Annotated in this window: 19 protein-coding genes; 9 read left to right on the top strand and 10 right to left on the bottom strand. The window is 62.1% G+C overall.

What is annotated here, in order from left to right; genetic code table 11:
* Positions 1-150: 150 nt before the first annotated feature.
* From topA to rpmG, 6 genes are all read left to right on the top strand, one after another.
* On the top strand, positions 151-2,835 hold the full coding sequence (gene topA / locus BHD07_RS08405) for a type I DNA topoisomerase (protein ID WP_275596414.1): 2,685 nt from the start codon (positions 151-153) through the stop codon (positions 2,833-2,835).
* Positions 2,836-2,837: 2 nt separating this feature from the next.
* Positions 2,838-5,207: a ribonuclease R gene (rnr, locus tag BHD07_RS08400; protein WP_338278998.1), complete on the top strand. Its 2,370-nt coding sequence runs from the start codon at positions 2,838-2,840 to the stop codon at positions 5,205-5,207.
* A gap of 36 nt (positions 5,208-5,243) precedes the next feature.
* Positions 5,244-5,699, top strand: a complete 456-nt coding sequence (locus BHD07_RS08395) for a DUF983 domain-containing protein (protein WP_338278996.1) — start codon at positions 5,244-5,246, stop codon at positions 5,697-5,699.
* Positions 5,696-6,412: an NUDIX hydrolase gene (locus BHD07_RS08390; RefSeq protein ID WP_275596417.1), complete on the top strand. Its 717-nt coding sequence runs from the start codon at positions 5,696-5,698 to the stop codon at positions 6,410-6,412. The genes BHD07_RS08395 and BHD07_RS08390 overlap by 4 nt, the downstream gene beginning before the upstream one ends.
* Positions 6,413-6,424: 12 nt before the next feature.
* Positions 6,425-7,609: an MFS transporter gene (locus BHD07_RS08385; protein ID WP_100672209.1), complete on the top strand. Its 1,185-nt coding sequence runs from the start codon at positions 6,425-6,427 to the stop codon at positions 7,607-7,609.
* Between the two features lie 94 nt (positions 7,610-7,703).
* Positions 7,704-7,871 carry a 50S ribosomal protein L33 gene (gene rpmG, locus BHD07_RS08380; protein WP_003537640.1) on the top strand — a complete coding sequence of 56 codons (168 nt, stop codon included), beginning with the start codon at positions 7,704-7,706 and terminating at the stop codon, positions 7,869-7,871.
* A 457-nt stretch (positions 7,872-8,328) separates the two neighbouring features.
* On the opposite strand, the gene BHD07_RS08375 is transcribed toward rpmG, so the two are convergent.
* Both BHD07_RS08375 and BHD07_RS08370 read right to left on the bottom strand, forming a co-directional pair.
* Positions 8,329-9,696: a PleD family two-component system response regulator gene (locus BHD07_RS08375; protein ID WP_100672208.1), complete on the bottom strand. Its 1,368-nt coding sequence runs from the start codon at positions 9,694-9,696 to the stop codon at positions 8,329-8,331.
* Positions 9,697-9,713: 17 nt separating this feature from the next.
* Entirely contained in the window at positions 9,714-10,085 is a 372-nt protein-coding gene (locus BHD07_RS08370; protein WP_003537642.1) for a response regulator, read from the bottom strand.
* Between the two features lie 156 nt (positions 10,086-10,241).
* Between BHD07_RS08370 and BHD07_RS08365 the strand changes: the two genes are divergently transcribed.
* The 3 genes from BHD07_RS08365 to BHD07_RS08355 all read left to right on the top strand — a co-directional run bounded on the left by BHD07_RS08365 (position 10,242) and on the right by BHD07_RS08355 (position 13,349).
* Complete coding sequence (locus tag BHD07_RS08365) at positions 10,242-10,514, top strand: DUF3572 domain-containing protein (RefSeq protein ID WP_026168581.1); 273 nt, start codon at positions 10,242-10,244, stop codon at positions 10,512-10,514.
* Between the two features lie 206 nt (positions 10,515-10,720).
* Positions 10,721-12,013, top strand: a complete 1,293-nt coding sequence (locus BHD07_RS08360; RefSeq protein ID WP_275596418.1) for a DNA polymerase IV — start codon at positions 10,721-10,723, stop codon at positions 12,011-12,013.
* Positions 12,014-12,131: 118 nt separating this feature from the next.
* Positions 12,132-13,349, top strand: coding sequence for a L,D-transpeptidase family protein (locus BHD07_RS08355; protein WP_275598121.1), 1,218 nt, complete (start codon positions 12,132-12,134; stop codon positions 13,347-13,349).
* A 726-nt stretch (positions 13,350-14,075) separates the two neighbouring features.
* Here the strand turns inward: BHD07_RS08355 and dnaE are convergent.
* The 8 genes from dnaE to BHD07_RS08315 all read right to left on the bottom strand — a co-directional run bounded on the left by dnaE (position 14,076) and on the right by BHD07_RS08315 (position 23,248).
* Positions 14,076-17,585, bottom strand: a complete 3,510-nt coding sequence (dnaE, locus tag BHD07_RS08350; RefSeq protein ID WP_275596419.1) for a DNA polymerase III subunit alpha — start codon at positions 17,583-17,585, stop codon at positions 14,076-14,078.
* Between the two features lie 476 nt (positions 17,586-18,061).
* Positions 18,062-18,748 (bottom strand): ABC transporter ATP-binding protein, encoded by a 687-nt coding sequence (locus BHD07_RS08345; RefSeq protein WP_275596420.1) that lies wholly within the window; start codon positions 18,746-18,748, stop codon positions 18,062-18,064.
* Positions 18,749-18,765: 17 nt separating this feature from the next.
* Positions 18,766-20,079, bottom strand: a complete 1,314-nt coding sequence (locus BHD07_RS08340; RefSeq protein WP_198516727.1) for a lipoprotein-releasing ABC transporter permease subunit — start codon at positions 20,077-20,079, stop codon at positions 18,766-18,768.
* A gap of 15 nt (positions 20,080-20,094) precedes the next feature.
* Entirely contained in the window at positions 20,095-21,423 is a 1,329-nt protein-coding gene (proS, locus tag BHD07_RS08335; RefSeq protein WP_100672204.1) for a proline--tRNA ligase, read from the bottom strand.
* Positions 21,424-22,167: 744 nt separating this feature from the next.
* Complete coding sequence (locus BHD07_RS08330; protein WP_198516726.1) at positions 22,168-22,464, bottom strand: hypothetical protein; 297 nt, start codon at positions 22,462-22,464, stop codon at positions 22,168-22,170.
* 21 nt (positions 22,465-22,485) lie between these two features.
* Positions 22,486-22,749, bottom strand: coding sequence for a hypothetical protein (locus BHD07_RS08325; protein WP_275596422.1), 264 nt, complete (start codon positions 22,747-22,749; stop codon positions 22,486-22,488).
* On the bottom strand, positions 22,742-23,116 hold the full coding sequence (locus BHD07_RS08320; protein WP_338279344.1) for a c-type cytochrome: 375 nt from the start codon (positions 23,114-23,116) through the stop codon (positions 22,742-22,744). The genes BHD07_RS08325 and BHD07_RS08320 overlap by 8 nt, the downstream gene beginning before the upstream one ends.
* Complete coding sequence (locus tag BHD07_RS08315) at positions 23,117-23,248, bottom strand: hypothetical protein (protein WP_338278978.1); 132 nt, start codon at positions 23,246-23,248, stop codon at positions 23,117-23,119. It abuts the gene before it with no gap.
* Positions 23,249-23,259 lie beyond the last annotated feature (11 nt).

Genomic DNA, 23,259 nt, shown 5'->3' with positions numbered 1-23,259 from the left:
GAGCCGATTCGAATGTTGCCGCTTGGTTGCGGTCGAGCGCGATATAGCTATTTTCGATCAAACCCCTTGACCGCGCCCGAATCCCTGTCCATGTCGTGGCGTCGGTATTGGCGCGCAGGGTCGCCAAACAAGTTGTCTCAGAGAATGTCGATGAATGTTGTAGTGGTGGAATCGCCTTCCAAGGCCAAGACGATCAACAAGTACCTGGGCCCAGGCTACAAGGTGCTTGCCTCGTTCGGCCATGTGCGTGACCTGCCTGCCAAGGACGGATCGGTTCGCCCCGACGAAGACTTCGAGATGTCCTGGGAGGTCGACGGCGCCTCCGCCAAGCGGATGAAGGACATCGCCGATGCGGTGAAATCGTCCGACGGTCTCATTCTCGCAACCGACCCCGACCGCGAGGGCGAGGCGATCTCCTGGCATGTGCTCGACCTTCTCAGGAAGAAGAAGGTCATCGGCGACAAACCGGTCAAGCGCGTCGTCTTCAATGCGATCACCAAGAAGGCCGTGCTCGATGCGATGGCCGAACCCCGCGACATCGATGCCTCGCTGGTCGACGCATATCTCGCACGCCGCGCTCTCGACTACCTCGTCGGCTTCAATCTTTCGCCCGTGCTCTGGCGCAAGCTGCCGGGCGCACGCTCCGCGGGCCGGGTGCAATCGGTGGCGCTGCGCCTCGTCTGTGACCGCGAGGCGGAAATCGAGCGCTTCGTCACCGAAGAATACTGGAACATCTCGGCGCTTCTGAAGACACCGCGCGGCGACGAATTCGAAGCGCGCCTCGTTTCGGCCGACGGCAAGCGGCTGCCGCCGAAGGCGATCGGCAATGGCGAGGAAGCCAACCGGTTGAAGTCCCTGCTCGACGGCGCGAGCTACGTCGTGGAGAGCGTCGAGGCAAAGCCGGTCAAGCGCAACCCCTCCCCGCCCTTCACCACTTCGACGCTGCAGCAGGCCGCCTCCTCGAAACTCGGCTTCTCGGCATCGCGCACCATGCAGGTTGCGCAGAAGCTCTATGAAGGCGTCGATATCGGCGGAGAAACCGTAGGTCTCATCACCTATATGCGTACGGACGGCGTGCAGATGGCGCCGGAAGCGATCGCCGCCGCGCGCCAGGCGATCGGCAGCCAGTTCGGAGAGCGCTATCTTCCGGAAAAGCCGCGCTTCTATTCCACCAAGGCAAAGAACGCCCAGGAAGCGCACGAGGCCATTCGCCCGACGGATTTCGACCGCACGCCGGACCAGGTTCGCCGCTTCCTCGACGGCGACATGCTCAGACTCTACGATCTCGTCTGGAAGCGCGGCATCGCGAGCCAGATGGCATCTGCGGAGATCGAGCGCACCACCGCCGAGATCGTTGCCGACAATGCCGGCAAGAAGGCGGGCCTCAGGGCAACCGGTTCGGTCATCCGCTTCGACGGCTTCATCGCAGCCTATACCGACATGAAGGAAGACGGCGAGCAGTCGGATGACGGCGACGAGGGCGGCCGCCTTCCGGAAATCAACGCGCGCGAAAATCTTGCCAAGCAGAAGATCAACGCCAGCCAGCACTTCACCGAGCCGCCGCCGCGCTATTCGGAAGCGACGCTCATCAAGAAGATGGAAGAGCTCGGCATCGGCCGTCCGTCCACCTATGCGGCGACCGTCACGACCCTCATCGACCGCGACTATGTGGAAATCGACAAGCGCAAGCTGGTGCCGCAGGCGAAGGGCCGTCTGGTCACGGCGTTCCTCGAAAGCTTCTTCACCCGCTATGTCGAATATGACTTCACCGCGTCGCTCGAGGAGAAACTGGACCAGATTTCGGCGGGCGAGCTCAATTGGAAGGACGTGCTGCGCGACTTCTGGAAGGACTTCTTCTCCCAGATCGAGGACACCAAGGAACTGCGCGTCACCAACGTGCTCGATGCGCTCAACGAGGAATTGGCACCGCTCGTGTTCCCGAAGCGGGAAGATGGCGGCGACCCGCGCCTTTGTCAGGTCTGCGGCACCGGCAAACTGTCCCTGAAACTCGGAAAGTACGGCGCTTTCGTCGGATGCTCCAACTACCCGGAATGCAACTACACGCGCCAACTCTCCTCCGACAGCAGCGGTGACGCCGAAGCAGCCGCAGCGAACGAGCCGCAAAGCCTCGGCAAGGATCCGCATACCGGCGAGGAGATCACGCTACGCAACGGCCGCTTCGGCCCCTATGTTCAGCGCGGCGACGGCAAGGAGGCGAAACGCGCCAGCCTGCCGAAAGGCTGGACGCCTGCAGCGATCGATCATGAGAAGGCCCTGGCTCTTCTCTCCTTGCCGCGCGACATCGGGCCGCATCCGGAAAGCGGAAAGATGATCTCCACCGGCATCGGCCGTTATGGCCCCTTCGTGCTTCACAACGGCACCTATGCCAATCTGGAGTCGGTCGAAGACGTCTTCTCGATCGGTCTGAACCGCGCGATTTCCGTCCTTGCCGACAAGCAGTCCAAGGGCGCCGGCGGCGGTCGCACCGCCGCGGCGGCCCTCAAGGAGCTTGGGGAACATCCGGACGGCGGCGCGATTACTGTTCGCGACGGACGCTTCGGACCCTATGTCAACTGGGGCAAGGTGAATGCCACGCTGCCGCGGGGCAAGGACCCGCAATCGGTGACGGTCGAGGAAGCGCTTGCGCTCATCGCCGAGCGCGAAGCGAAGGGCGGCGTGACCAAGGGCAAGGCGGCAAAGGGAAAATCGGCCGCGGCAAAATCGGCCGGAGCGAAGTCTGCCAAGGCTGCATCGGCCGGAACCGCGAAAGCGGAGAAGCCGAAATCAGCAGCGAAGACGAAAACGAAAGCGGCCGCGAAGGCCAAGAAGGACTGACTTTGACCAGGATTCCGCGCGACCCGACCGAAACGCCCGCAAAGGGCGCAGGCAAGAAGTCCGGCCGCGCGGCCAGGACGGCACCGGCCGGAGAAAAGGAGACGATCGTTCACGGCGTCGTTCCTTCCCGCGAGGTGCTGATGCGCTTCATCGCCGAGAACCCGCAACACGCCTCGAAGCGCGATATCGCCAAGGCGTTCGGCCTGAAGGGCGAAGCACGGGTAGAACTCAAGGGATTGCTGCGCTCGCTCGAGGAGGACGGACTCGTCGAGAAGAAGCGCAAGTCGCTCGTTCGTCCCGGCGGGCTCCCGCCCGTCACCGTTCTTGACATTACCATTCGCGATGTCGATGGCGACCTGATCGGCCGCCCGGCCGAGTGGCTCGACGACGACGGCGTCGCGCCCGCAGTCCTGATCAAGCAATCAAGCGTCGCCAGGGCCAAGGGCAAGACGCCCGTAGGCGGTCTCGGCGACCGGGTGCTCGCAAAGATTTTCCCGGCCAAGGAACGCGGCGGCCCCGCCTATACCGCGCGTATCATCAAGGTGCTCGACAAGCGCAAGGACGCGGTGCTCGGCGTCTTCCGCGCCACGCCGGGTGGTGGCGGCCGACTGATGCCGATCGACAAGCGGGGCGAGGAACTCCTCATCGATCCGGACTTCACCGGCGACGCCAAGGAAGGCGATCTCGTCGAAGCGCATCTCTCGCGGATCGGCCGCTACGGTCTGCCGCGCGCGCAGGTGCAGAACGTCATCGGCTCGGTCGCATCTGAAAAGGCGATCTCGATGATCGCCATCCATGCGCATGGTATCCCGCACGTCTTTCCGGAGAAGGTGTTGCAGGAGGCGGAAGCCGCGCGTCCTGCAACAATGGCCCATCGCGAGGATTGGCGCACCCTGCCGCTCATCACCATAGACCCGGCAGACGCCAAGGATCACGACGACGCGGTCTACGCGGAGCCGGATCCGTCGCCGGACAATCCCGGCGGCGTCATCGTCACCGTCGCGATCGCCGACGTCTCCTGGTACGTCCGGGCACGCTCGGCACTCGATCTCGAGGCGTTGAAACGAGGCAACTCGGTCTATTTTCCGGACCGGGTCGTACCGATGCTGCCCGAGCGTATATCCAACGACCTCTGCTCCCTGAAGGAAGGCGTCGACCGCCCGGCGCTTGCGGTCCGGATGCGCTTTTCCAAGGAAGGCCGCAAGGCCGGCCATACGTTTCACCGCATCATGATGCGGAGCGCGGCCAAGCTCTCGTACCAACAGGCGCAGACCGCGATCGACGGTGCTCCCGACGACAAGACCGGCCCCATACTGGATACGATCCTCAAACCGCTCTGGGAAGCCTATCGTATCCTCACACGCGGAAGGGAGCGCCGTCAGCCGCTCGAACTCGACGTGCCGGAGCGCAAGATCATCCTGAAACCGGACGGAACGGTCGATCGGGTGTTCGTGCCGGAACGCCTCGATGCGCACAAGCTCATCGAAGAGATGATGATACAGGCGAATGTCGCCGCCGCCGAGACGCTGGAACAGAAGCGTCAGGTTCTGATCTATCGTGTCCACGACCAGCCGTCGCTCGCCAAGCAGGAGAGCCTTCGCGAATTCCTTGCGACACTCGAGATCGCGCTCGCCAAAGGTGGCAACATGCGGGCGAACCATTTCAACGGGATTCTCGCGAAGGCCGACGGAAAACCTTACGAGACGATCGTGAACCAGATGGTACTGCGCTCGCAAAGCCAGGCGATCTACAGCCCGGAAAATATCGGTCATTTCGGCCTGAACCTGCTGCGCTACGCCCACTTCACCTCGCCGATCCGGCGCTACGCGGATCTGATCGTGCACCGCGCGCTCGTTTCCGCGCTCGGGCTCGGCGAAGGCGGCATCATGCCCGAGGAAGAAGCAACGCTCGACGATATCGCCGCCGAAATCTCGACCTTCGAGCGGCGCGCCATGGCGGCTGAACGCGATACCATCGATCGGCTGATCGCCCATCATCTGAACGGCCGCGTCGGCGAGGAGTTCGACGGACGGGTTTCCGGCGTCACAAAGGCGGGACTATTTGTCACTCTCCCCGCCTATGGCGCCGACGGATTCATCCCTATATCTACGCTCGGGCGCGACTATTTCATCTATGATGAAGCGCATCAGGCCCTTTCCGGCGAGAAGTCCGGGCTGGGCTACCGTCTCGGGGACCCGGTGCAGGTCAAGCTTGTAGAAGCGGTGCCGTTGGCCGGTGCACTCCGTTTCGAAATGCTGAGCGAGGGACGAAAGATGCCGACGGCAATGCGTTCCTTCCACAAGGCCGGCCGCCGCGACCGGACGGGTGCACGCAAACGGCCGGGGACGCGACCGCCCCGCGGCAGGCACTGACAGCCGGACGCGCGACGTCCGGCACGAGGATTGGACATGAAGGCAACGGCGACAGACATGCTTCAGCTCGGCGGAGCGGAGGGCGACAAAAGGCCTGTCGGCCGCTCGATCAAGCGTGGCCTTTTCGGATCCTGTCCGGCCTGCGGCCGCGGTCGGCTGTTCCGCGCCTTCCTTAAATCGGTGGACGCCTGCGAAGCTTGCGGCGAACGCATGGATCACCACCGCGCCGACGACCTCCCGCCCTACATCGTCGTCACGATCGTCGGCCATGCCGTGCTCGGCGGTTATATGATGACCGATCTCGTGCTGCCGCTTACGACATGGCAGCATCTCGCTATATGGGCGCCGGTCACGCTTGCCAGTTCGCTCGCCCTGATGCAGCCGGTCAAGGGCGCGGTCATCGGCCTGCAGTGGGCGTTGAGAATGCACGGTTTCGGCGGTCACGACGATCTGCCGGAAGACGTCCTTCCGCCGCGAGATCCTTCGGCATGACCCCGGAGCGGCTTGGCGGCCGCGCTTTCGCACTCGACGCCGAAGCGGAGAGTTGTCCGACGGTCAGGACGCGCGATGCGGCCTCCATCATGCTTCTCGACAGATCGGGCAAGGACATTCGCGTGCTGATGGGCAAACGCCACAGCGCCCACGTCTTCATGCCGGACCTTTACGTCTTCCCGGGTGGCCGCCGCGATCCCGGCGACCATCGCCTGAGATTTGACGGCGATCTTCATCCGGCGGTTCTGCGATCTCTCAGGGCAGGCGAAGGGCGGGCTATCACGGTGGCTCGCGCACGCGCGCTAGCACTTGCGGCCGCGAGAGAGCTCTACGAAGAAGCCGGAATAAGCCTCGGCCGGACGCACGAGCGCCAAGGCTCGGCGCTTCCGTTTCTTCCCGATCTTTCGAATTTGCGCTATATGGCGCGGGCCATTACTCCTCCGGGACTGCCGAGGCGATTTGACACGCGGTTCTTTGCCGTTTTCGCGGACGAGGCTGAGATCGATCCCTCACTGGTGGCGGAAAGCCGGGAGCTTCAGGATTTGCAATGGATCGATGTCAACGACTTTTCCGCGCTTCGCGTGCCGGAGATCACCGCGATCATCCTCTCGGATCTGAGAAACGATCTCGAATCGGATCCTTCGCTTCCGCCTGAAAGAACCGTTCCATTTTATTTTACGCGCCATGGGCGCTTTCACCGTACGCTTCTCTGAGGGCCCTATCGCATGTCGAAGCCGCCGCCCGGTACGTCAAGACCGGTTGACGAAATCCACTGGCCTTCATTGATCGCCGCGCTCGCGTCGATCACTGCCGTCGGCATCGCGATCGGTCTGGGGCTCCCGCTGCTCAGCGTCATCATGGAAAAGCGGGGCATCGCGCCCACGCTGAACGGGTTGAATGCAGCAATGGCCGGCCTCGCATCGATGGCCGCCGCCCCGTTCACCATGAAATTCGCCCATCGTCACGGCGTCGCTCCGACCATGCTGCTGGCAATAGTGTTTGCGGCGGCGAGCTCGCTCGGTTTCTACTACCTCACGAATTTCTGGCTCTGGTTTCCCCTGCGCATCGTCTTTCACGGCGCGATCACTGTCCTCTTCATCCTTTCGGAGTTCTGGATCAACGCCACCGCGCCCCCCAACAGGCGCGGCTTCGTGCTCGGGATCTACGGCACGGTACTCTCGCTCGGCTTCGCGAGCGGTCCCCTGCTCTTTTCGATCCTGGGCAGCGAAGGCTTCCTGCCCTTCGCGGTCGGCGCGGGCGTCATCCTGCTTTCCGCGATTCCGATCTTTCTCGCGCGCAATGAAAGCCCGGTGCTGGACGAAAAGCCGAAACGCCATTTCATGCGTTATGTCTTGCTGGTGCCGACCGCGACGGCCGCCGTCTTCATCTTCGGGGCGGTGGAATATGGCGGCCTTTCCCTGTTTCCAATCTTCGGGACGCGCGCGGGCTTCAGCGAATCGCAGGCAGCGCTGCTGCTGACGGTCATGGGCGTCGGCAATTTCATCTTTCAGATCCCCCTCGGCATGCTTTCCGACCGCGTGAAGGACCGCCGTACGATCCTGTCGGCGCTGACCCTGATCGGGCTCGTAGGCGCCCTGTTCCTGCCTATGCTGGTCGAAAACTGGTTTCTGATGGCGCTTGTTCTTCTGTTCTGGGGCGGATGCGTCTCCGGTCTCTATACGGTCGGCCTCAGCCACCTCGGCTCCCGTCTCCAGGGATCAGACCTTGCGGCCGCCAACGCCGCCTTCGTGTTCTCCTACGCGGTCGGTACGGTAGCGGGTCCGCAGGTGATCGGGGCGGCCATGGATGTGACGGGCAATGACGGATTTGCCTGGGCAATCGCCGGCTTCTTCGGGCTTTATGTCGTACTTTCCCTGGTCCGCATCGTTTTGAAACCAAAACGGTCTTGACTTTTCGATCGTGATTTGTAGTTTCGCGGCAACTTGACCGTGGCCCGCAATAGGTTGTCCACGGCTTTCAATTTTTCATAAAGGCAGGACGACCATGGCGAAAGCTACCACCATCAAGATCAAGCTGCTGTCGACGGCCGACACCGGTTACTTCTACGTCACCACCAAGAACAGCCGCACGATGACCGACAAGATGACGAAGACGAAATACGATCCGGTCGCGAAGAAGCACGTCGAATTCAAGGAAGCCAAGATCAAGTAAGGTCGCCGCTTTCTTCGATCCAGAAGCGCCGCCCGCGGGGCCGGCGCTTTTTCTTTGCTTTCTCCGGGGGACGGAACGAAGGGATAAAACGAAAACGCCGCCTCTTTCGAAGCGGCGTTTTCGAATGGGGGTCGACTGGTCCGGTTGCAGCACGAGGAATCCGCAAATCCGAGGCCAGCCGACCGACCCCACGACCCAGGAGATGCGGCGGACCTGAGCATCATGGGGTAACCGAATTCTGTGGAAGTTTCCTTCCTCGCTTATCAGCATTGCCTGAAACTAAAAAAAAATCAACGCATTCTTAATCGCCGAGCAGGGGTTGCTCGGCGTTTGGTTAATTCTGTTCCAAAATCGGACAGTGTCGCCTGCGGATGTGCTTACTCCGGCACGGCCGCGCGAAGAAGAGCGCAACTGGAAGAACCCGCGAGGCCCTGAATAGCACAGCATGTGCGGCGGATCAGGCCGCGGCAGCGACAACCCGGTTCCGTCCGCCGTTCTTCGCCTGATAGAGCGCCATGTCGGCGCGCTTCAGCAAAGCCTCGGCCGTATCGCCATCCGGCCTCAGGGTTGCAATGCCGAGCGACGCCGTGACGTTCAGGACCGTCGCGGCCTGCGGAATGTCGAAGCCACGGCTCTCGACCGCCAATCGGAGTCTCTCCGCAACGATCGCTGCCATTTCGGGCGTCGTATCCGGCATGACGACCACGAACTCCTCCCCGCCGAAACGGCAGGCGAGATCCGCGCCGCGCACCGTGGCGCGAACGCGGTTGGCAAATTCGCGCAGTACATCGTCACCGGCATCATGACCGTAGGTATCGTTCACACGCTTGAAGCGATCGATATCCGTGATGCAGATCGACAGCGGACGCCCCCTTGTGGTTGCGCGATCGATCAGCAGCTTCAGGTGGTTTTCCAGATAGCGCCTGTTGTGGAGGCCGGTGAGATCATCCGTCACGGCCAATTCGATCGTCTGTTGTACACTGGCGCGCAGGCGATCGTTGCAATGCTTGCGCCGGATCTGCGTTAGGCAACGGGCGACAAGTTCGTTCGGATCGACGGGGCGCATGATGTAGTCCGTCACGCCCAGTTCGAGTGCGCGGACGATTCTCTCATCGTTTCCCTGCTCGGTTACCAGCAGGATCGGAATGAAGCGGGTCCGCTCGAGCGACCGCAATTGCGAACACAGACGCAAGGGGTCGTAATCGTCGAAATTCGCGTTGACGATGATCAGGTCGAAACTGCTTTCGGCAGCCTCGAACAGAGCGGCCTGCGGGTCCGATATGACGGCGACATCGGCGATCGGCTTCAGGGCACGCGTCAGCCGCTCCTGTGAGGAAGCACGGCCATCGACGAGCAGAACGCTGCCGGGCTCGTCCGGCCGATCGACGCGGGCCGTCTCCTGCAGCCCGATCGTTTGTGCCGTCTGAGCTCTGAGACGCAGCTCGTCGCTGACGTTCTTCAGGCGGACGAGACTTTTCACGCGCGACATCAGCTGCAGATCGTTCACGGGCTTGGTCAGGAAGTCGTCCGCGCCGGCCTTCAGCCCGCGCACGCGATCGGACGGCTGGTCGAGTGCCGTTATCATCACGACCGGAATATGCGCGGTCCGGCTGTTCGCCTTCAATCTTTCACAGACCTCGAAACCGTCCATCCCCGGCATCATGACATCGAGCAGGACCAGATCCACCGGCGTCTTTTCGCATGTCGCCAAGGCGGCATTCCCGTCCGGAGCCGTCAGCACGTCGAAATATTCGGCCACCAGCCGCGCTTCCAGGAGCTTCACATTGGCTGGTACGTCATCAACGACGAGGATGCGCGCAGTCATATCGATCTTTCTGGCAGTCAGGCATCGCCCAGATATGTTTTGATGGTCTCAATGAATTTTGGAACGGAAATCGGCTTGGAAACATAGGCCTCGCATCCCCCTTGGCGGATGCGCTCCTCGTCGCCCTTCATGGCAAAAGCGGTTACGGCAATAACCGGAATCACGTGAAGCTCATCGTCTTCCTTGAGCCATTTCGTGACCTCGAGGCCGGAAACCTCCGGCAACTGGATGTCCATCAGAATCAGGTCGGGACGGTGCTTGCGCGCGAGTTCGAGGGCTTCCATGCCGTTGCGCGTCTGGATCGTCGCGTAGCCCGAAGCCTCAATCAGGTCGCGGAAGAGCTTCATATTCAGCTCGTTATCCTCAACAATCATCACCTGTTTGGGCATGTCGATCCCTTGCTGTCTGCCGCCGCCTTGCAAGTCTCCGGGAGAGATTTAAGTTGCAACAACGGCGACTCGACCCTTTTCGTCGATCGCCAGGCTAGCGCGATTTGGTTGAAAAATAGGTAATTGCGGCCGGCAAACGAGAAGAGAGCGGATATCATGAAGAACGCTGAGGATACGGCGATCGCCATCCTGACCTGGCTCGCGAACGAGCCTGAGCTGATGTCGCGCTTTCTGGCGCTCACCGGCACCGATCCCGCCTCCCTGCGCGGCGCCGTCGGCGAGCCGGGCTTCATGGGGGGCATCGTTGCGTTCCTGATGGAGCACGAGCCGACGCTGATGGCCTTCTGCAACGAAACGCAAACCTCGCCGGACGAGGTCGTCCGGGCGCACCATGCCCTCTCCGGCCCGCGCGATTTCGAGGAAGGCTGAGTGCTGCCGGCACGCGGCGTGCGCAGCGCGGTGCACCGCCCGGTGCCGAGTGCGCCGTGCCGACTAAGGAGCATCCCGAAGTCCGGCCGGCGATCGGCCGGCACCGTCTCAAATTTAACTGCGATATCCAAAACAGCCTCCAGCCGCCGCCTTGAGACTCAGCAGCGTAGAGCGTAAAGTCGCCGCGTTCAACATTTGTTCCGGATATGATCGACAGCGCCGCCCCACCCTCCGGCTTCTGCCGTGATTGCCTCAAGGAGCAAGCCGCCCAGGCGCGGCGGTGCCTCGCCTGCGGAAGCCCGCGGCTCCTCCGGCACCCCGAACTCTACCGGCTGACCCTGGCGCATATCGACTGCGATGCCTTCTATGCCTCGGTCGAGAAGCGCGACAATCCGGAGCTCGCCGACAAGCCCGTGATCATCGGCGGCGGTAAGCGTGGCGTCGTCTCCACGGCCTGTTACATTGCCCGCATCCACGGCGTGCGCTCCGCCATGCCTATGTTCAAAGCCCTCGAAGCCTGTCCGCAGGCCGTGGTGATCAGGCCCGACATGGAGAAATACGTGCGCGTCGGGCGGGAAGTCAGAGCGATGATGCAGGAGCTGACGCCTCTCGTGCAGCCGCTGTCGATAGATGAGGCCTTTCTCGATCTGAGCGGCACCGAGCGGCTTCATCACGATCCGCCCGCCCGAACGCTTGCCCGCTTCGCCAGGCGTGTGGAGCGGGAAATCGGCATCACCGTCTCCGTCGGGCTCTCCTACTGCAAATTCCTGGCCAAGGTCGCCTCGGACCTTCAGAAGCCGCGCGGCTTTTCGGTCATCGGCCAGGCCGAAGCCATCGATTTCCTGAAAGCCAAACCCGTTACACTCATCTGGGGCGTCGGCAAGGCCTTCGCCGCCACGCTCGAAAGGGACGGAATCCGCGCGATCGGGCAGCTCCAGACGATGGAAGAGGCGGACCTCATGCGCCGCTACGGCACGATGGGCCGGCGGCTCTACAGGCTCTCGCGCGGCCTGGACGAAAGATCCGTGGAAATCGAAGGCGAAGCGAAGAGCGTCTCCTCCGAGACGACCTTCAACGACGACCTGGCGCGCCAGGAAGACCTCGTAACGCATCTGAGGGGCCTCAGCGAACAAGTGGCATTCCGCTTGCGAAAATCCGCCCTCGCCGGACAGACGGTGGTGCTGAAGCTGAAGACCGCGGACTTCAAGACCCGCACGCGCAACCGCAGGCTGGACAGCCCCACCCGCCTTGCCGACCGCATCTTCCGCACCGGCCTGCAGCTGCTCGAGAAGGAGGTCGACGGGACGAAATACCGGCTGATCGGGATCGGCGTCAGCGATCTGGCCGATCCCGACCTCGCCGATCCGCCGGATCTTGTCGATCCGCAGGCATCCCGGCGTGCCGCCGCCGAGGACGCGATCAACAAGCTGCGCGACAAGTTCGGCAGGACGAGCGTCGAGACCGGCTATACGTTCGGCAAGGGGCGGCGCCGGCAATAGCCCGACCGGACGGCTGACGCATCGTATGGGGCAATTCCTTAAATATTGAACGCTAGCCTGCTTCCACGGCTCCGTCGTCCGTTTTGCGGTGCCGCCACTGTCTGAATGAGGGTAGGTGTTGCGTTTCGCTCTCCGGATGGGATTCGCGGTTTTCGTCATGGCGTCGCCGTCCGCGCTTGCGGCCGGCGCCAAGGCGCCGTTGCAGATCGTCGTCTCGAGGGAGCAGCAGTCCCTCGTCGTCTATGACGGCGACACGGTGGTCGCCACGTCGAAAGTGTCCACCGGCAAGGCCGGGCACACGACGCCGACGGGCATCTTCTCGATCCTGGAGAAGCGCCGACGTCACGAGTCGAACATCTATTCGAATGCGCCGATGCCGTTCATGCAGCGGCTTACCTGGTCCGGCATTGCGCTGCATGGCTCAAACCATGTACCGGATTATCCGGCTTCGCACGGTTGCGTGCGGCTGCCGAGCAAATTCGCGGCGAGCCTGTTCAAGATGACGGGCTACGGCATGCATGTGGTCATATCGGATCGGCAGATCGCCCCGGTCGAGGTCGCGCACGAAATGCTTTTCCAGCCGAGCCAGTCGCGACCGCAGGGACCTGCCCTGTCGGACGTCCCCCTGCGGCCGGCGATCGGGGAGTTCAACCGGAGCGCAGTTGAAGTCGCCATGACCGACAAACGCCCCTCGCCCGTCACATCCGACGAGGCGAAGGCCCCGATACGTATTCTGATTACCCGGCGCGGTACGCAAGAGAGCGTGCGCAACCTCCAGACGCTCCTCAATACGCTCGGCTACGATGCAGGTCTGCCGGATGGATTCAACGGTCCGGCAACGGCCGCCGCAATCGAAGCGTTCCAAAGGGCCGAAGCTCTGCCCGTCGATGGCAAGATAACGCCGGAGCTGATCGAAGCCGTCTTCCGCAAGGCGAACCGCAGTGCACCGTTGAACGGCGTGTTGCGCGTGCGCCGGCAATTCCAGCCGCTTTTCGAAGCCGAGATTGCCATCGCAGAGCCGGAAATGGCGCTCGGGACACATCTGCTGCAGTTCCAGGATCTCGACACGAAAACCGGACAGGGCAAATGGTTCGGCATGTCGCTCGAGAACAAGCTGCCGAAAACGACGAAGAAGCGACTTGGCATTACAGAGGAAGGCGAGCCCGACACGCTGAAGAGGACGCTGAGCCGCATCACCGTGCCCGAAGACGTCCGCGAACGCCTCGCCGGCCTCCTTGCAAACGGCTCGTCACTCTCGATCACCGATACCGAATCGGGGCTGGAGACGGGCAAGGGAACGGATTTCATCACCGTGACGAGGGAGCGGCGCGGGTGAAAGGCATGGGGTGATTTCCGCACCCTGGTTTGCCCTTATCGCCCTGCCGGGACCTTCTCCCCGCAAGCGGGGCGAAGAGAAAAGCAGCAAAGGCCCGCTCTTCGAGGGGGCGATATAGTAGCCTGTCAATGGACAAGACATAGAGCAGCTCAAAATGCTGCAGCGACCTTTGCGTGTCTGATAAGACGCGGCGGGGCTGTAGGAAACTTTTCGGAGAGCTCTGTGCTTGTCACAGAGATGAGGTGGAGAGGGTGCGGTCCCTCGGCGCGCTTCATAAACCGTGAAGATAGCGAGGCGACACGACGGGTCCCGGGTCACGCCCGTATGCAGCGTCCCGCTTCGCTTCGATGTAGTAGCCGCACATCCCAGTTCCTTATTCCTGTGCTCGTCACAGGAATCCAGCCAGACCAAGTCCTTGGGCTGGAAAGGCTCTTCCCGCGCCGCAGACGCGGCGCTGCTGGATCCCTGTGACGAGCACAGGATGAGGTGAGGAGAGATTGCAGTCCTCCGATACGTTTCCTACAGCGCCGCGCGCCTTACGCGCAAAGGTCGCTGTAGCACTTTGAGCTGCTGCATGTTTTTGTCCTTTGATCGGCTACGATCAAAGGACAAATGGAGTGGCGCACGGTCGGTACTCGAGGTCTTCAAGCGACAAAACCGACCCGAGCTTCAACGCCATTATCCATCTCGCAGCCGTCATAAACTCAAAATGAATCTCGACATGCCCTAAACCAGCTCGACGTCCACCACCCCGGGAGCGGAGCGAAGGGCGGCGGCGATCTCGGGTGAGATCCGGTATTTCTCGTTGAGCTCGACTTCGATCTCCCGCTGCCCGTTGTCCTTGATGACGATGAAGGAAACCAGGCCGTCCCCCTTGGCGTTCAGATGCGAGGCGATGGAGCGCAGCGGTCCGCAGTCGCGCACATAGACGCGCAAGGCCTTCTGCATCTGCAGCGATTCTTCCTCGAGCGAACGCAGGGTTCGGATACGAAGGCCGATCCCTTCCGGCCGCTCTTCGGCGTCGACCGTCATCACCAGCGATTTGCCGGGCTCCAGAAGGTCGCGATACTGGTTCAGCATTTCGGAGAAGAGTACGGCCTCGAATTGGCCCGAAGCGTCCGAGAAAGCGACGATGCCCATCTTGTTGCCGGTGCGCGTCTTGCGTTCCTGCTTCGACGTCACCGTCCCGGCGAGGCGGCCCGCCGCCGCACCCTGTTTTACGGCTGCCGAGAAATCCGCAAATGTCTGCACGCGCATCTTGGCGAGCAGATTGTTATAGGTGTCGAGCGGATGGGCGGAGAGATAGAAGCCCAAAACCTGGAACTCGCGATGCAGCTTCTCCGAGGCGAGCCACGGCGTATAGGGCGGGAGCGCGATCTTCTCGGGCCCGGTTGCGGCACCCGCGCCGAACATGTCGCTCTGGCCGCTCACCTTGTTTTCCTGGGCGCGCTGGGCGAAACCGAGGATACGATCGAGGCCGCCGACGAGCTCCGCCCGGTCGTAGCCGAAGCAGTCGAAAGCACCGGCGGCGATCAGACTTTCGAAAACACGCCGGTTCAAGAGCTTCGGATCGATCCTCAGGCAAAAATCTTCGAGACTTGCGAAAGGCCGATCGCCACGCACGGCGACGATGTGGTCGACGGCAGACTCGCCGACGCCTTTGAGGGCGGCGAGCGAATAATAGATGCGGTTGTCGCCGGTTTCGAAGTGGCGGTGGGAGGTCTGCACGGACGGCGCGACCACCTGGATGCCGAGGCGCATCGCGTCCTGGCGGAAATCGTTGATCTTGTCCGTGTTCGACATGTCGAGCGTCATCGACGCTGCGAGAAACTCGACCGGATAATGCGCCTTCATGTAGGCGGTCTGGTAGGAGACGATGGCGTAGGCGGCTGCGTGCGACTTGTTGAAGCCGTAATTGGCGAACTTGGCGAGAAGGTCGAAGATCAGGTCGGCCTGCGGCTTCGAGACGCCATTCTTGACGGCACCGTCAACGAAGCGGGCGCGTTGCTTGTCCATCTCCGCCTTGATCTTCTTGCCCATGGCGCGGCGCAGAAGGTCGGCCTCGCCGAGCGAATAGCCCGAGAGCACCTGGGCGATCTGCATCACCTGCTCCTGGTAGACGATGACGCCCTGTGTCTCCTTGAGGAGGTAATCGATCTTCGGATGGATCGATTCGATCTCTTCCTCGCCGTGCTTGCGGGCGTTGTAGACCGGGATGTTCTCCATCGGTCCCGGGCGATAGAGCGCCACAAGCGCGATGATGTCCTCGATGCAGTCCGGGCGCATGCCGATCAGCGCCTTTCGCATGCCGGCGCTTTCCACCTGGAACACGCCGACCGTCTCGCCGCGCGAAAGGGTCTCGTAGGTCTTCAGATCGTCGAGCGGAATGCTTGCGAGGTCGATATGGGTGCCGCGCTTGCCGACGAAGTCGACGGCCGTCTTCAGAACGGTCAGCGTCTTCAGGCCAAGGAAGTCGAACTTTACGAGACCCGCCTGCTCGACCCATTTCATATTGAACTGAGTGACCGGCATGTCGGAGCGCGGATCGCGGTACATCGGCACGAGCTGCGAGAGCGGCCTGTCGCCGATGACGATGCCGGCCGCGTGCGTCGAGGCGTGGCGGTAAAGCCCCTCGATCTTCTGGGCGATGTCGAGGAGGCGGGCAACGACCGGCTCCTTCTCCGCCTCTTCCTGCAGGCGCGGTTCCTCCTCGATCGCCTTGGAAAGCGGCGTCGGGTTGGCGGGATTGTTCGGCACCAGCTTGCAGATCTTGTCGACTTGGCCGTAGGGCATTTCCAGCACGCGGCCGACGTCGCGCAGTGCTGCGCGCGCCTGCAGCGAACCGAAGGTAATGATCTGCGCCACCTGCTCGCGGCCGTATTTCTGCTGCACGTAGCGGATGACCTCCTCGCGCCGGTCCTGGCAGAAATCGATGTCGAAATCGGGCATCGACACGCGTTCGGGATTGAGGAAGCGCTCGAAAAGCAGAGAGAAGCGCATCGGGTCGACGTCGGTGATCGTCAGGGCATAGGCGACCAGCGAGCCGGCACCCGAGCCGCGGCCCGGCCCGACCGGAATGTCATGTTGCTTGGCCCATTTGATGAAGTCCGCAACGATGAGGAAGTAGCCCGGAAACTTCATCCGCTCGATGACGCCGAGTTCGAAGGCCAGCCGTTCCCGATAGTCCTCTTCCTTGTAGCCGGGCGCCATGCCGAGTTTGGCGAGGCGGCCCTCCAGCCCCTCCTCCGCCTGCCGGCGCAGCTCCGCCACCTCCGCGCGTTCGGCCTCCTCCGGATCATCCGAAGCGCCGGTAAAGCGCGGCAGGATCGGTCCGCGGGTCTTCAACATGAAGGAGCAGCGCCGCGCGACCTCGATCGTATTCTCCAATGCCTCGGGCAGATCCGCGAAGAGCGCCGCCATCTCCTTGCGGCTCTTCAAATAATGATCCGGGGTCAGACGGAAACGGCTGTCGTCGGACACCATCGCATTGTGAGCGACGGCCATCAGCGCATCGTGGGCATCATAGTCGGACGGCGACGGGAAAAACGCCTCGTTGGTGGCAACGAGCGGAACGTCGAACCGATAGGCGAGATCGATCATGCGGTTTTCGTGACGCCGGTCGTAATTCCCGTGCCGCTGCAGTTCGACATAGAGGCGATCGCCGAAAAGCTCGATCAAGACTTTCAGGCGTGCCTCGGCCAGGGCCGGCGAACCCGACTTCAGCGCCATGTCGACCGGTCCGGCTCCCGCCCCGGTGAGCGCGATCAGCCCGGACGTACCGCCTGCGGCGAGCCAGGAGCGGCTTATTCGCGCCTGCTGGTGTCCCTCGCCTTCGAGATAGGCGCGGCTGACGAGCTCTACCAGGCGAGCGTAACCGTCATCGGTCGCCGCGATCAGCACGATCGCGGGAAGCTTGACGAACTGATGGGCGTTTCCACGCCGCTCGCCCTCCGCTTCGTCCTCCATATCGATGGAGAGTTGGCAGCCGATGATCGGTTGCAATCCGTCGTCCGCGGCCTTCTGCGAGAATTCGAGCGCCGCGAACAGATTATTGGTGTCGGCGATGCCGATCGCCGGCTGATCGTCGGCGACCGCCTTGCCGATGATCTTCTTCAAAGGCAGGGCGCCTTCCAGCAACGAATAGGCGGAATGCACCCGCAGGTGAACGAACTGCGGATCCGCCGCAGCCCCAGTGCCGTGCCCGATACTCTGCCCGATACTCTGGTTGCCTGTCATCGCCGCACTCCGATTCTTGTCCGGCGTCGAGGATATCCTGTTTCCCGTCCCAACTGTCCAGTCTCAAGGACGGGCCGCCGGGGTTTTTGCCCGGCGTGTGGTGTTTGGTGCGCGTTCGACAGGAACGCGGAGCACGCTCGAAAATCCCGGTCACAGGCCGAGAGCGATTACCGAGATGCTCACGATGAAAAGGCTCATCGAGGCGAAGGCAGCAAGATCACGTACGAAATCAGCCATAACTTGTCTCCTTTCCGCTACTGTTCCCTTTTTGTTCTAATTTTGTTCGATAGTCAAGGAAGTCTGCATAGAAGACCCGCTATTCAGTGGCTATGGTTAACGTGCACCGGCGGCCCGCATTCGTGCATGCCCCTCCGAGGGTCGATACGCCTCGAATGGAACATGCAAGGAGCGCAGCCCGAGGCGGGTGACCGCGCCGCGAGTGAGGTCGGAGCCAAGTAGGGGCAGCCGCGGCCGAACTAATTCAGTTCGACGACCTTGCCGTCCTCGATGGTCACGCGGCGATCCATGAGCGAAGCGAGTTCGTGATTGTGGGTGGCGATCAGCGCCGCGAGCCCGGACTGGCGCGCCAAGGCTTCCAGCGCCTCGAACACATAGCCGGCCGTCTCGGGGTCGAGGTTGCCGGTCGGCTCGTCCGCCAGAAGGATGAGCGGCGCATTGGCGACCGCCCTGGCGATGGCGACGCGCTGCTGCTCGCCGCCGGAAAGCTCGGTCGGGCGGTGGCTGCCGCGATGGCCGATGCGCATATAGTCCAGGAGGGCCGATGCCCGCTCCGCCGCCTCGGCCTTGGGCAATCCGGCGATCAGTTGCGGCATCATGATGTTCTCCAGCGCCGAGAATTCCGGCAGGAGATGATGGAACTGGTAGACGAAGCCGATCTCGTTGCGGCGGATCGCGGTTCGCCGGTCGTCGCTGAGCCCGTTGCAGGAGGTGCCGTTCACGAGCACCTCGCCCTCGTCCGGGTGTTCGAGCAGCCCGGCGATATGAAGCAATGTCGACTTTCCGGTACCGGACGGGGCCACGAGGGCGACCGTCTCGCCGCTTCGCAACGTCAGGTCGGCTCCCTTGAGGATCGGCAGAAACGTGTCGCCCTCGCCATAGTGCCGCTCGATGCCGGAGAGCTGCAGTGCCACGCGCGCATTCATTTAAGCTGTTGTCCTTGTTATTCGTACCGCAGGGCCTGCACCGGATCGAGGCGCGAGGCGCGCCAGGCCGGGAAGATCGTGGCAAGGAAGGAAAGCGCAAGCGCCATGACGACGACGGTGACGGTCTCGTCGGCGTTCATATCGGCCGGAAGCTGGCTGAGGAAATAGAGCTCCGGATCGAAGAGCGTGGCGCCGGACACCCAGGAGAAGAACTGGCGGATCGACTCGATGTTGAGGCAGACGACGACCCCGAGGACGACGCCCGCGATGGTTCCCGTGACCCCGATTGCGGCGCCCGTCATGAAGAAGATGCGCATCACCGAGCCGGAGGTCGCGCCCATCGTCCTAAGGATCGCGATATCGCTGCCCTTGTCCTTCACCAGCATGATCAGGCCGGAGATGATGTTCAGCGCCGCGACCAGCACGATCAGCGTCAGGATCATGAACATCACGTTCCGTTCCACCTCGAGCGCGGAAAAGAATGTTCTGTTGCGCTCGCGCCAGTCCGTAATGAATATCTGCCGGCCGGCGGCATCCTCCACCGGCTTGCGAAGCTCATCGACCGCGTCCGGATGCTCGGCGAATATCTCGATCGACTGGACGAGGCCTTCGGCATTGAAATAGAGCTGCGCTTCCTCGAGCGGCATGAAGATGATGGTGGCGTCGTATTCCGACATGCCCATCTCGAAGATGGCCGAGACGGTATAGGCCTTGACCCTCGGATTCATGCCCATCGGCGTGACGTCGCCGTTCGGCGAGGTGAGCGTGATCGTCCCACCCACCCGGATGCCCAGCTGCTCGGCCATGCGCGAGCCGATGGCGACGCCGCTGCCCGAGGCGAAGCCGACGAGGTCGCCGGACTGAATATTTCCCGAGATCGACTTCAGCTTTGTGAGGTCGTCGGCGCGTATCCCGCGAACGAGCGCACCCGTCGACGCATCGCCCAGGCCTTGCGCGAGAACCTGGCCCTCGACGATCGGAATGGCCATGGTCACGCCCGGAACGGCGGAGAAATTGGTGGCAAGATCGGCATAATTGGTGAGCGGGCCGTCCAGAGGCTGGACGATCATATGGCCGTTCATGCCGAGAATGCGCGAAATGAGCTCGGTTCGGAAGCCGTTCATCACCGCCATGACGATGATCAGCGTTCCCACCCCAAGCATGATCCCTATGAAGGAAAAGCCGGCAATGACCGAGATGAACGCTTCCTTGCGCCGCGAACGCAGGTAGCGCCAGGCGACCATACGCTCGAAGGCGGAGAAGGGACGGCTGGAAGATATGCTGGATGGAGCGGCAGCCTGCACTTGCTCATCCGTCGCCGCGGTCATCATCGATCCCTTCGTCTGTTATCTCGCCGCGACCAGTTTGTTGATCGCCGCTTCGACGGTCATCGTCTCCCGCGCGCCGGTCCTGCGGTCCTTCACTTCGACTTCGCCGTTCGCGATCGAACGCGGTCCGACGATCACCTGCACCGGCACGCCGATAAGGTCGGCGGTCGCGAACTTCCCGCCGGCGCGCTCGTCGGTGTCGTCAAGAAGAACGTCGAATCCAGCCTTGCCGAGATCGGAGTAGACCCTGCCGCAAGCCGCATCGCAAGCGTCATCGCCCGTTTTCATGTTGATGACGACGACGTCGAAGGGAGCGATCGCTTTCGGCCAGATGATGCCGTTGTCGTCATGCGAAGCTTCGATGATCGCCGGCACCAGGCGGGTCGGACCGATACCATAGGAGCCCATGTGCACCGTGTGTTCCTTGCCGTCCGGCCCGAGCACTTTCGCACCCATGGCCTCGGAATATTTAGTGCCGAAATAGAAGATGTGGCCCACCTCGATGCCGCGCGCGGACAGGCGCTCGCCTTCGGGGATGGCGCCGAAGGCGGCCTCGTCATGCATTTCCGAGGTCGCCGCATAGCGCGACGTCCACTTGTCGAAGATCGTCTTCAGGCCCGCGACGTCGTCGAAATTCGTATCCTCGCCCGGAATGTCGAAGCCGAGGAAGTCCTTGTGGCAGAACACCTCGGACTCGCCCGTGTCGGCAAGGATGATGAACTCGTGGCTGAGATTCCCGCCGATCGGGCCCGTGTCGGCACGCATCGGTATGGCGCGCAGGCCCATCCGGTCGAAGGTGCGGAGATAGGCGGCAAACATCTTGTTATAGGCGTGCTCCGCCCCTGCCCGGTCGAGATCGAAGGAATAGGCGTCCTTCATCAGAAACTCGCGCGAACGCATGGTGCCGAAACGCGGACGGATCTCGTCACGGAACTTCAGCTGGATATGGTAGAGGTTCAGCGGCAGATGGCGGTAGGACTTGACGTAGGAGCGGAAGATGTCGGTGATCATCTCCTCGTTCGTCGGTCCGTAGAGCATCGGCCGGTCCTGCCGGTCCTTGATGCGCAGCATCTCCTTGCCGTAGGCGTCATAGCGCCCGCTCTCCTGCCAGAGCTCCGCCGACTGCAGCGTCGGCATCAGCAGTTCGATGGCGCCGGAACGGTTCTGCTCTTCGCGAATGATCGCATTCACCTTGTCCAGCACGCGCTTGCCGAGCGGCAGCCACGTATAGATGCCCGCGGACTGCTGGCGGACCATGCCTGTCCTCAGCATCAGTCGATGGGAAACGATTTCCGCTTCCTTCGGATTTTCCTTTAAGATGGGCATGAAAAAGCGGGACAGGCGCATGACGGGTTCCAGAACTGGTGAATTCGCACTATCGACGGATTCAGGCAAAATGACGTTGTGCTTCGGCCGCTCCTTCGCCTGAGATCAGGGTAGGCAGCTGTTGCCATTCTAACAGGGCTCTTGATTTTCCCGGCGACGCATCGACGGGAGCCTTTCGAGTTCAGCGTTCATAGCCGCTTCGCGCGCGGAAGGGAACCCTGCCTTAAGGCCGGCTATCGCTGCGTCGACACATAACCCGGATGAGAAATACGGGTCGCGACCCTGCGGCAAAAGAGCACGCTAGTAACAGGACGAAGACAGTTGGTGTCAACGGAAAAATTTTACCCGACTGTAGCAAAAATGCAAAAAAAGCAGATGACAGCGCCCAAGGTTTGAGCTAATTTCGGCTCACAAAACAGGCAGGAAGACCAAATTCTTGCCGAAATTCGCGGTCAAGTCTTGGGAGGATAAGATCTTAGGCGCGCTCGTTCGCTGCCGCCGGAAACGGATTAAAGATCACGCGACACTTAAAAAACAAGGCTTTGGCCTTGTTTTTTTTTGCTTTTTCATCGCCCCCTCCTGGCGAAGCAGGCGCGAGAAAACGTCAATAATCTGTCTGTCAAGTGCACACACGCGCCGGCCGGCCTGCAAGCTTCCCGCCCCCCGGTTCTGCTACGTCATATTTTAGGGGTGAAAGAGCGTTGAAGGCGGCCCCCCGTTGGTCCTTCGAGAGGCCGCCCTCGTCTAATATCCTACGGAGTTGCGTCAGCGGTCCTGCGGCAAAGGCTTTGCTTCCCGTTCGGTGGCCGGAGCCGCCTCGTCGCCGTGCAGCGGATGATGATGAGCCATCTGCTTCATCATCCCCGCGCATGCCTCCATCATCGGCCCCATGGCGCGCATCATGTCCATCATGCCCTTCATTCCGGACATGTCGCCACCCATCATATCCATGCCGCCCTTAACCGCCTCGTCTTTCGCGACGGGGGGCGCGCTATGGTTCGCATAGGCGGCGGTTGCAATGAGCAGTGCTGCTGAAAGCGTTAGCTTCGTAATGGTATTCATCCTGGTCTCTCCTTTCTCTGGTCACTTGGTTCGTTCATCGGTGGCCGATGCATCGGCCGGCTTCTTGCTTCGGCACATGACGCAATATCCGGTGGCACACATCACCGCGCAGGGCGCGAGGCTCAAGAGAATGGGGGCCACACCCGCCGCTGCGAGCCAGTCCCAATTTGCGGCCAGGCCGGTTCCGGCAACGCCCAGTCCGACAAGGATCCAGCCGCGGCGGCCGAACGGCATCCGCAGGCCAGCTACTTGCCTCGTGCTGGCGGCTTTTACGATTTCACTCATTTTCGAGTCTCCCGTTGTTCTCATGGCTCTGCCCGCCGCCCGCGGTGATCCGGGTCTGTATTTTGCGCTGGCGCTCCGGCCACCTGCTCTTGATGAACCCCAGAACCGCGGTGATCTCGGCATCGGTCAGCAGCCCCCCAAAAGCGGGCATATCGCTTTCGTAGTCCGGTAGAACCGCGCCGAGACCCGATTTGGTGAAGGTGAACAGCTCCTGATCCGAATGATGCCAGGTATGTCCGGTTGCATCATGCGGCGGCGCGGGCATGCGGCCGCTCGCTTTTCTCCGTCGCCAGTCAGGCTCTCCTTCCAGCCGCACTCCGTGGCAAGAGGCGCAATGGTCCTGGTAGATCGCCTGTCCAACGTCGATCTATTCGGACGTGACGGCCTCCCCCAGAAAGGTCAGGCCGTTGGCCACCGGCCGCTGCGCAGCGGCGGCAAACCAGCCCGCAGCGCCGATGCCCGCCGCGACAAAGGCCGTCATGAGTTTGCGCACACGCATCGGCCCCGCCT

The organism is Sinorhizobium sp. KGO-5 (genome assembly GCF_036245905.1).
Classification (GTDB): Bacteria; Pseudomonadota; Alphaproteobacteria; order Rhizobiales; family Rhizobiaceae; genus Sinorhizobium; species Sinorhizobium meliloti_A.
The sequence above is the reverse complement of the archived record's forward strand: the minus strand, read 5'-3'. Positions and strand labels throughout refer to the sequence as shown.

Excerpts from the sequence above, each read along its gene's own strand:
- BHD07_RS08360 (WP_275596418.1), top strand. The coding sequence starts at position 10,721 with ATGATCGACAGCGCCGCCCCACCCTCCGGCTTCTGCCGTGATTGCCTC.
- BHD07_RS08330 (WP_198516726.1), bottom strand. The coding sequence starts at position 22,464 with ATGAATACCATTACGAAGCTAACGCTTTCAGCAGCACTGCTCATTGCA.
- proS (WP_100672204.1), bottom strand. The coding sequence starts at position 21,423 with ATGCGCCTGTCCCGCTTTTTCATGCCCATCTTAAAGGAAAATCCGAAG.
- BHD07_RS08370 (WP_003537642.1), bottom strand. The coding sequence starts at position 10,085 with ATGCCCAAACAGGTGATGATTGTTGAGGATAACGAGCTGAATATGAAG.
- dnaE (WP_275596419.1), bottom strand. The coding sequence starts at position 17,585 with ATGACAGGCAACCAGAGTATCGGGCAGAGTATCGGGCACGGCACTGGG.
- topA (WP_275596414.1), top strand. The coding sequence starts at position 151 with ATGAATGTTGTAGTGGTGGAATCGCCTTCCAAGGCCAAGACGATCAAC.
- BHD07_RS08395 (WP_338278996.1), top strand. The coding sequence starts at position 5,244 with ATGAAGGCAACGGCGACAGACATGCTTCAGCTCGGCGGAGCGGAGGGC.
- BHD07_RS08315 (WP_338278978.1), bottom strand. The coding sequence starts at position 23,248 with ATGCGTGTGCGCAAACTCATGACGGCCTTTGTCGCGGCGGGCATCGGC.
- BHD07_RS08390 (WP_275596417.1), top strand. The coding sequence starts at position 5,696 with ATGACCCCGGAGCGGCTTGGCGGCCGCGCTTTCGCACTCGACGCCGAA.
- rpmG (WP_003537640.1), top strand. The coding sequence starts at position 7,704 with ATGGCGAAAGCTACCACCATCAAGATCAAGCTGCTGTCGACGGCCGAC.
- BHD07_RS08340 (WP_198516727.1), bottom strand. The coding sequence starts at position 20,079 with ATGATGACCGCGGCGACGGATGAGCAAGTGCAGGCTGCCGCTCCATCC.
- BHD07_RS08345 (WP_275596420.1), bottom strand. The coding sequence starts at position 18,748 with ATGAATGCGCGCGTGGCACTGCAGCTCTCCGGCATCGAGCGGCACTAT.
- BHD07_RS08375 (WP_100672208.1), bottom strand. The coding sequence starts at position 9,696 with ATGACTGCGCGCATCCTCGTCGTTGATGACGTACCAGCCAATGTGAAG.
- BHD07_RS08365 (WP_026168581.1), top strand. The coding sequence starts at position 10,242 with ATGAAGAACGCTGAGGATACGGCGATCGCCATCCTGACCTGGCTCGCG.
- BHD07_RS08385 (WP_100672209.1), top strand. The coding sequence starts at position 6,425 with ATGTCGAAGCCGCCGCCCGGTACGTCAAGACCGGTTGACGAAATCCAC.
- BHD07_RS08325 (WP_275596422.1), bottom strand. The coding sequence starts at position 22,749 with ATGAGTGAAATCGTAAAAGCCGCCAGCACGAGGCAAGTAGCTGGCCTG.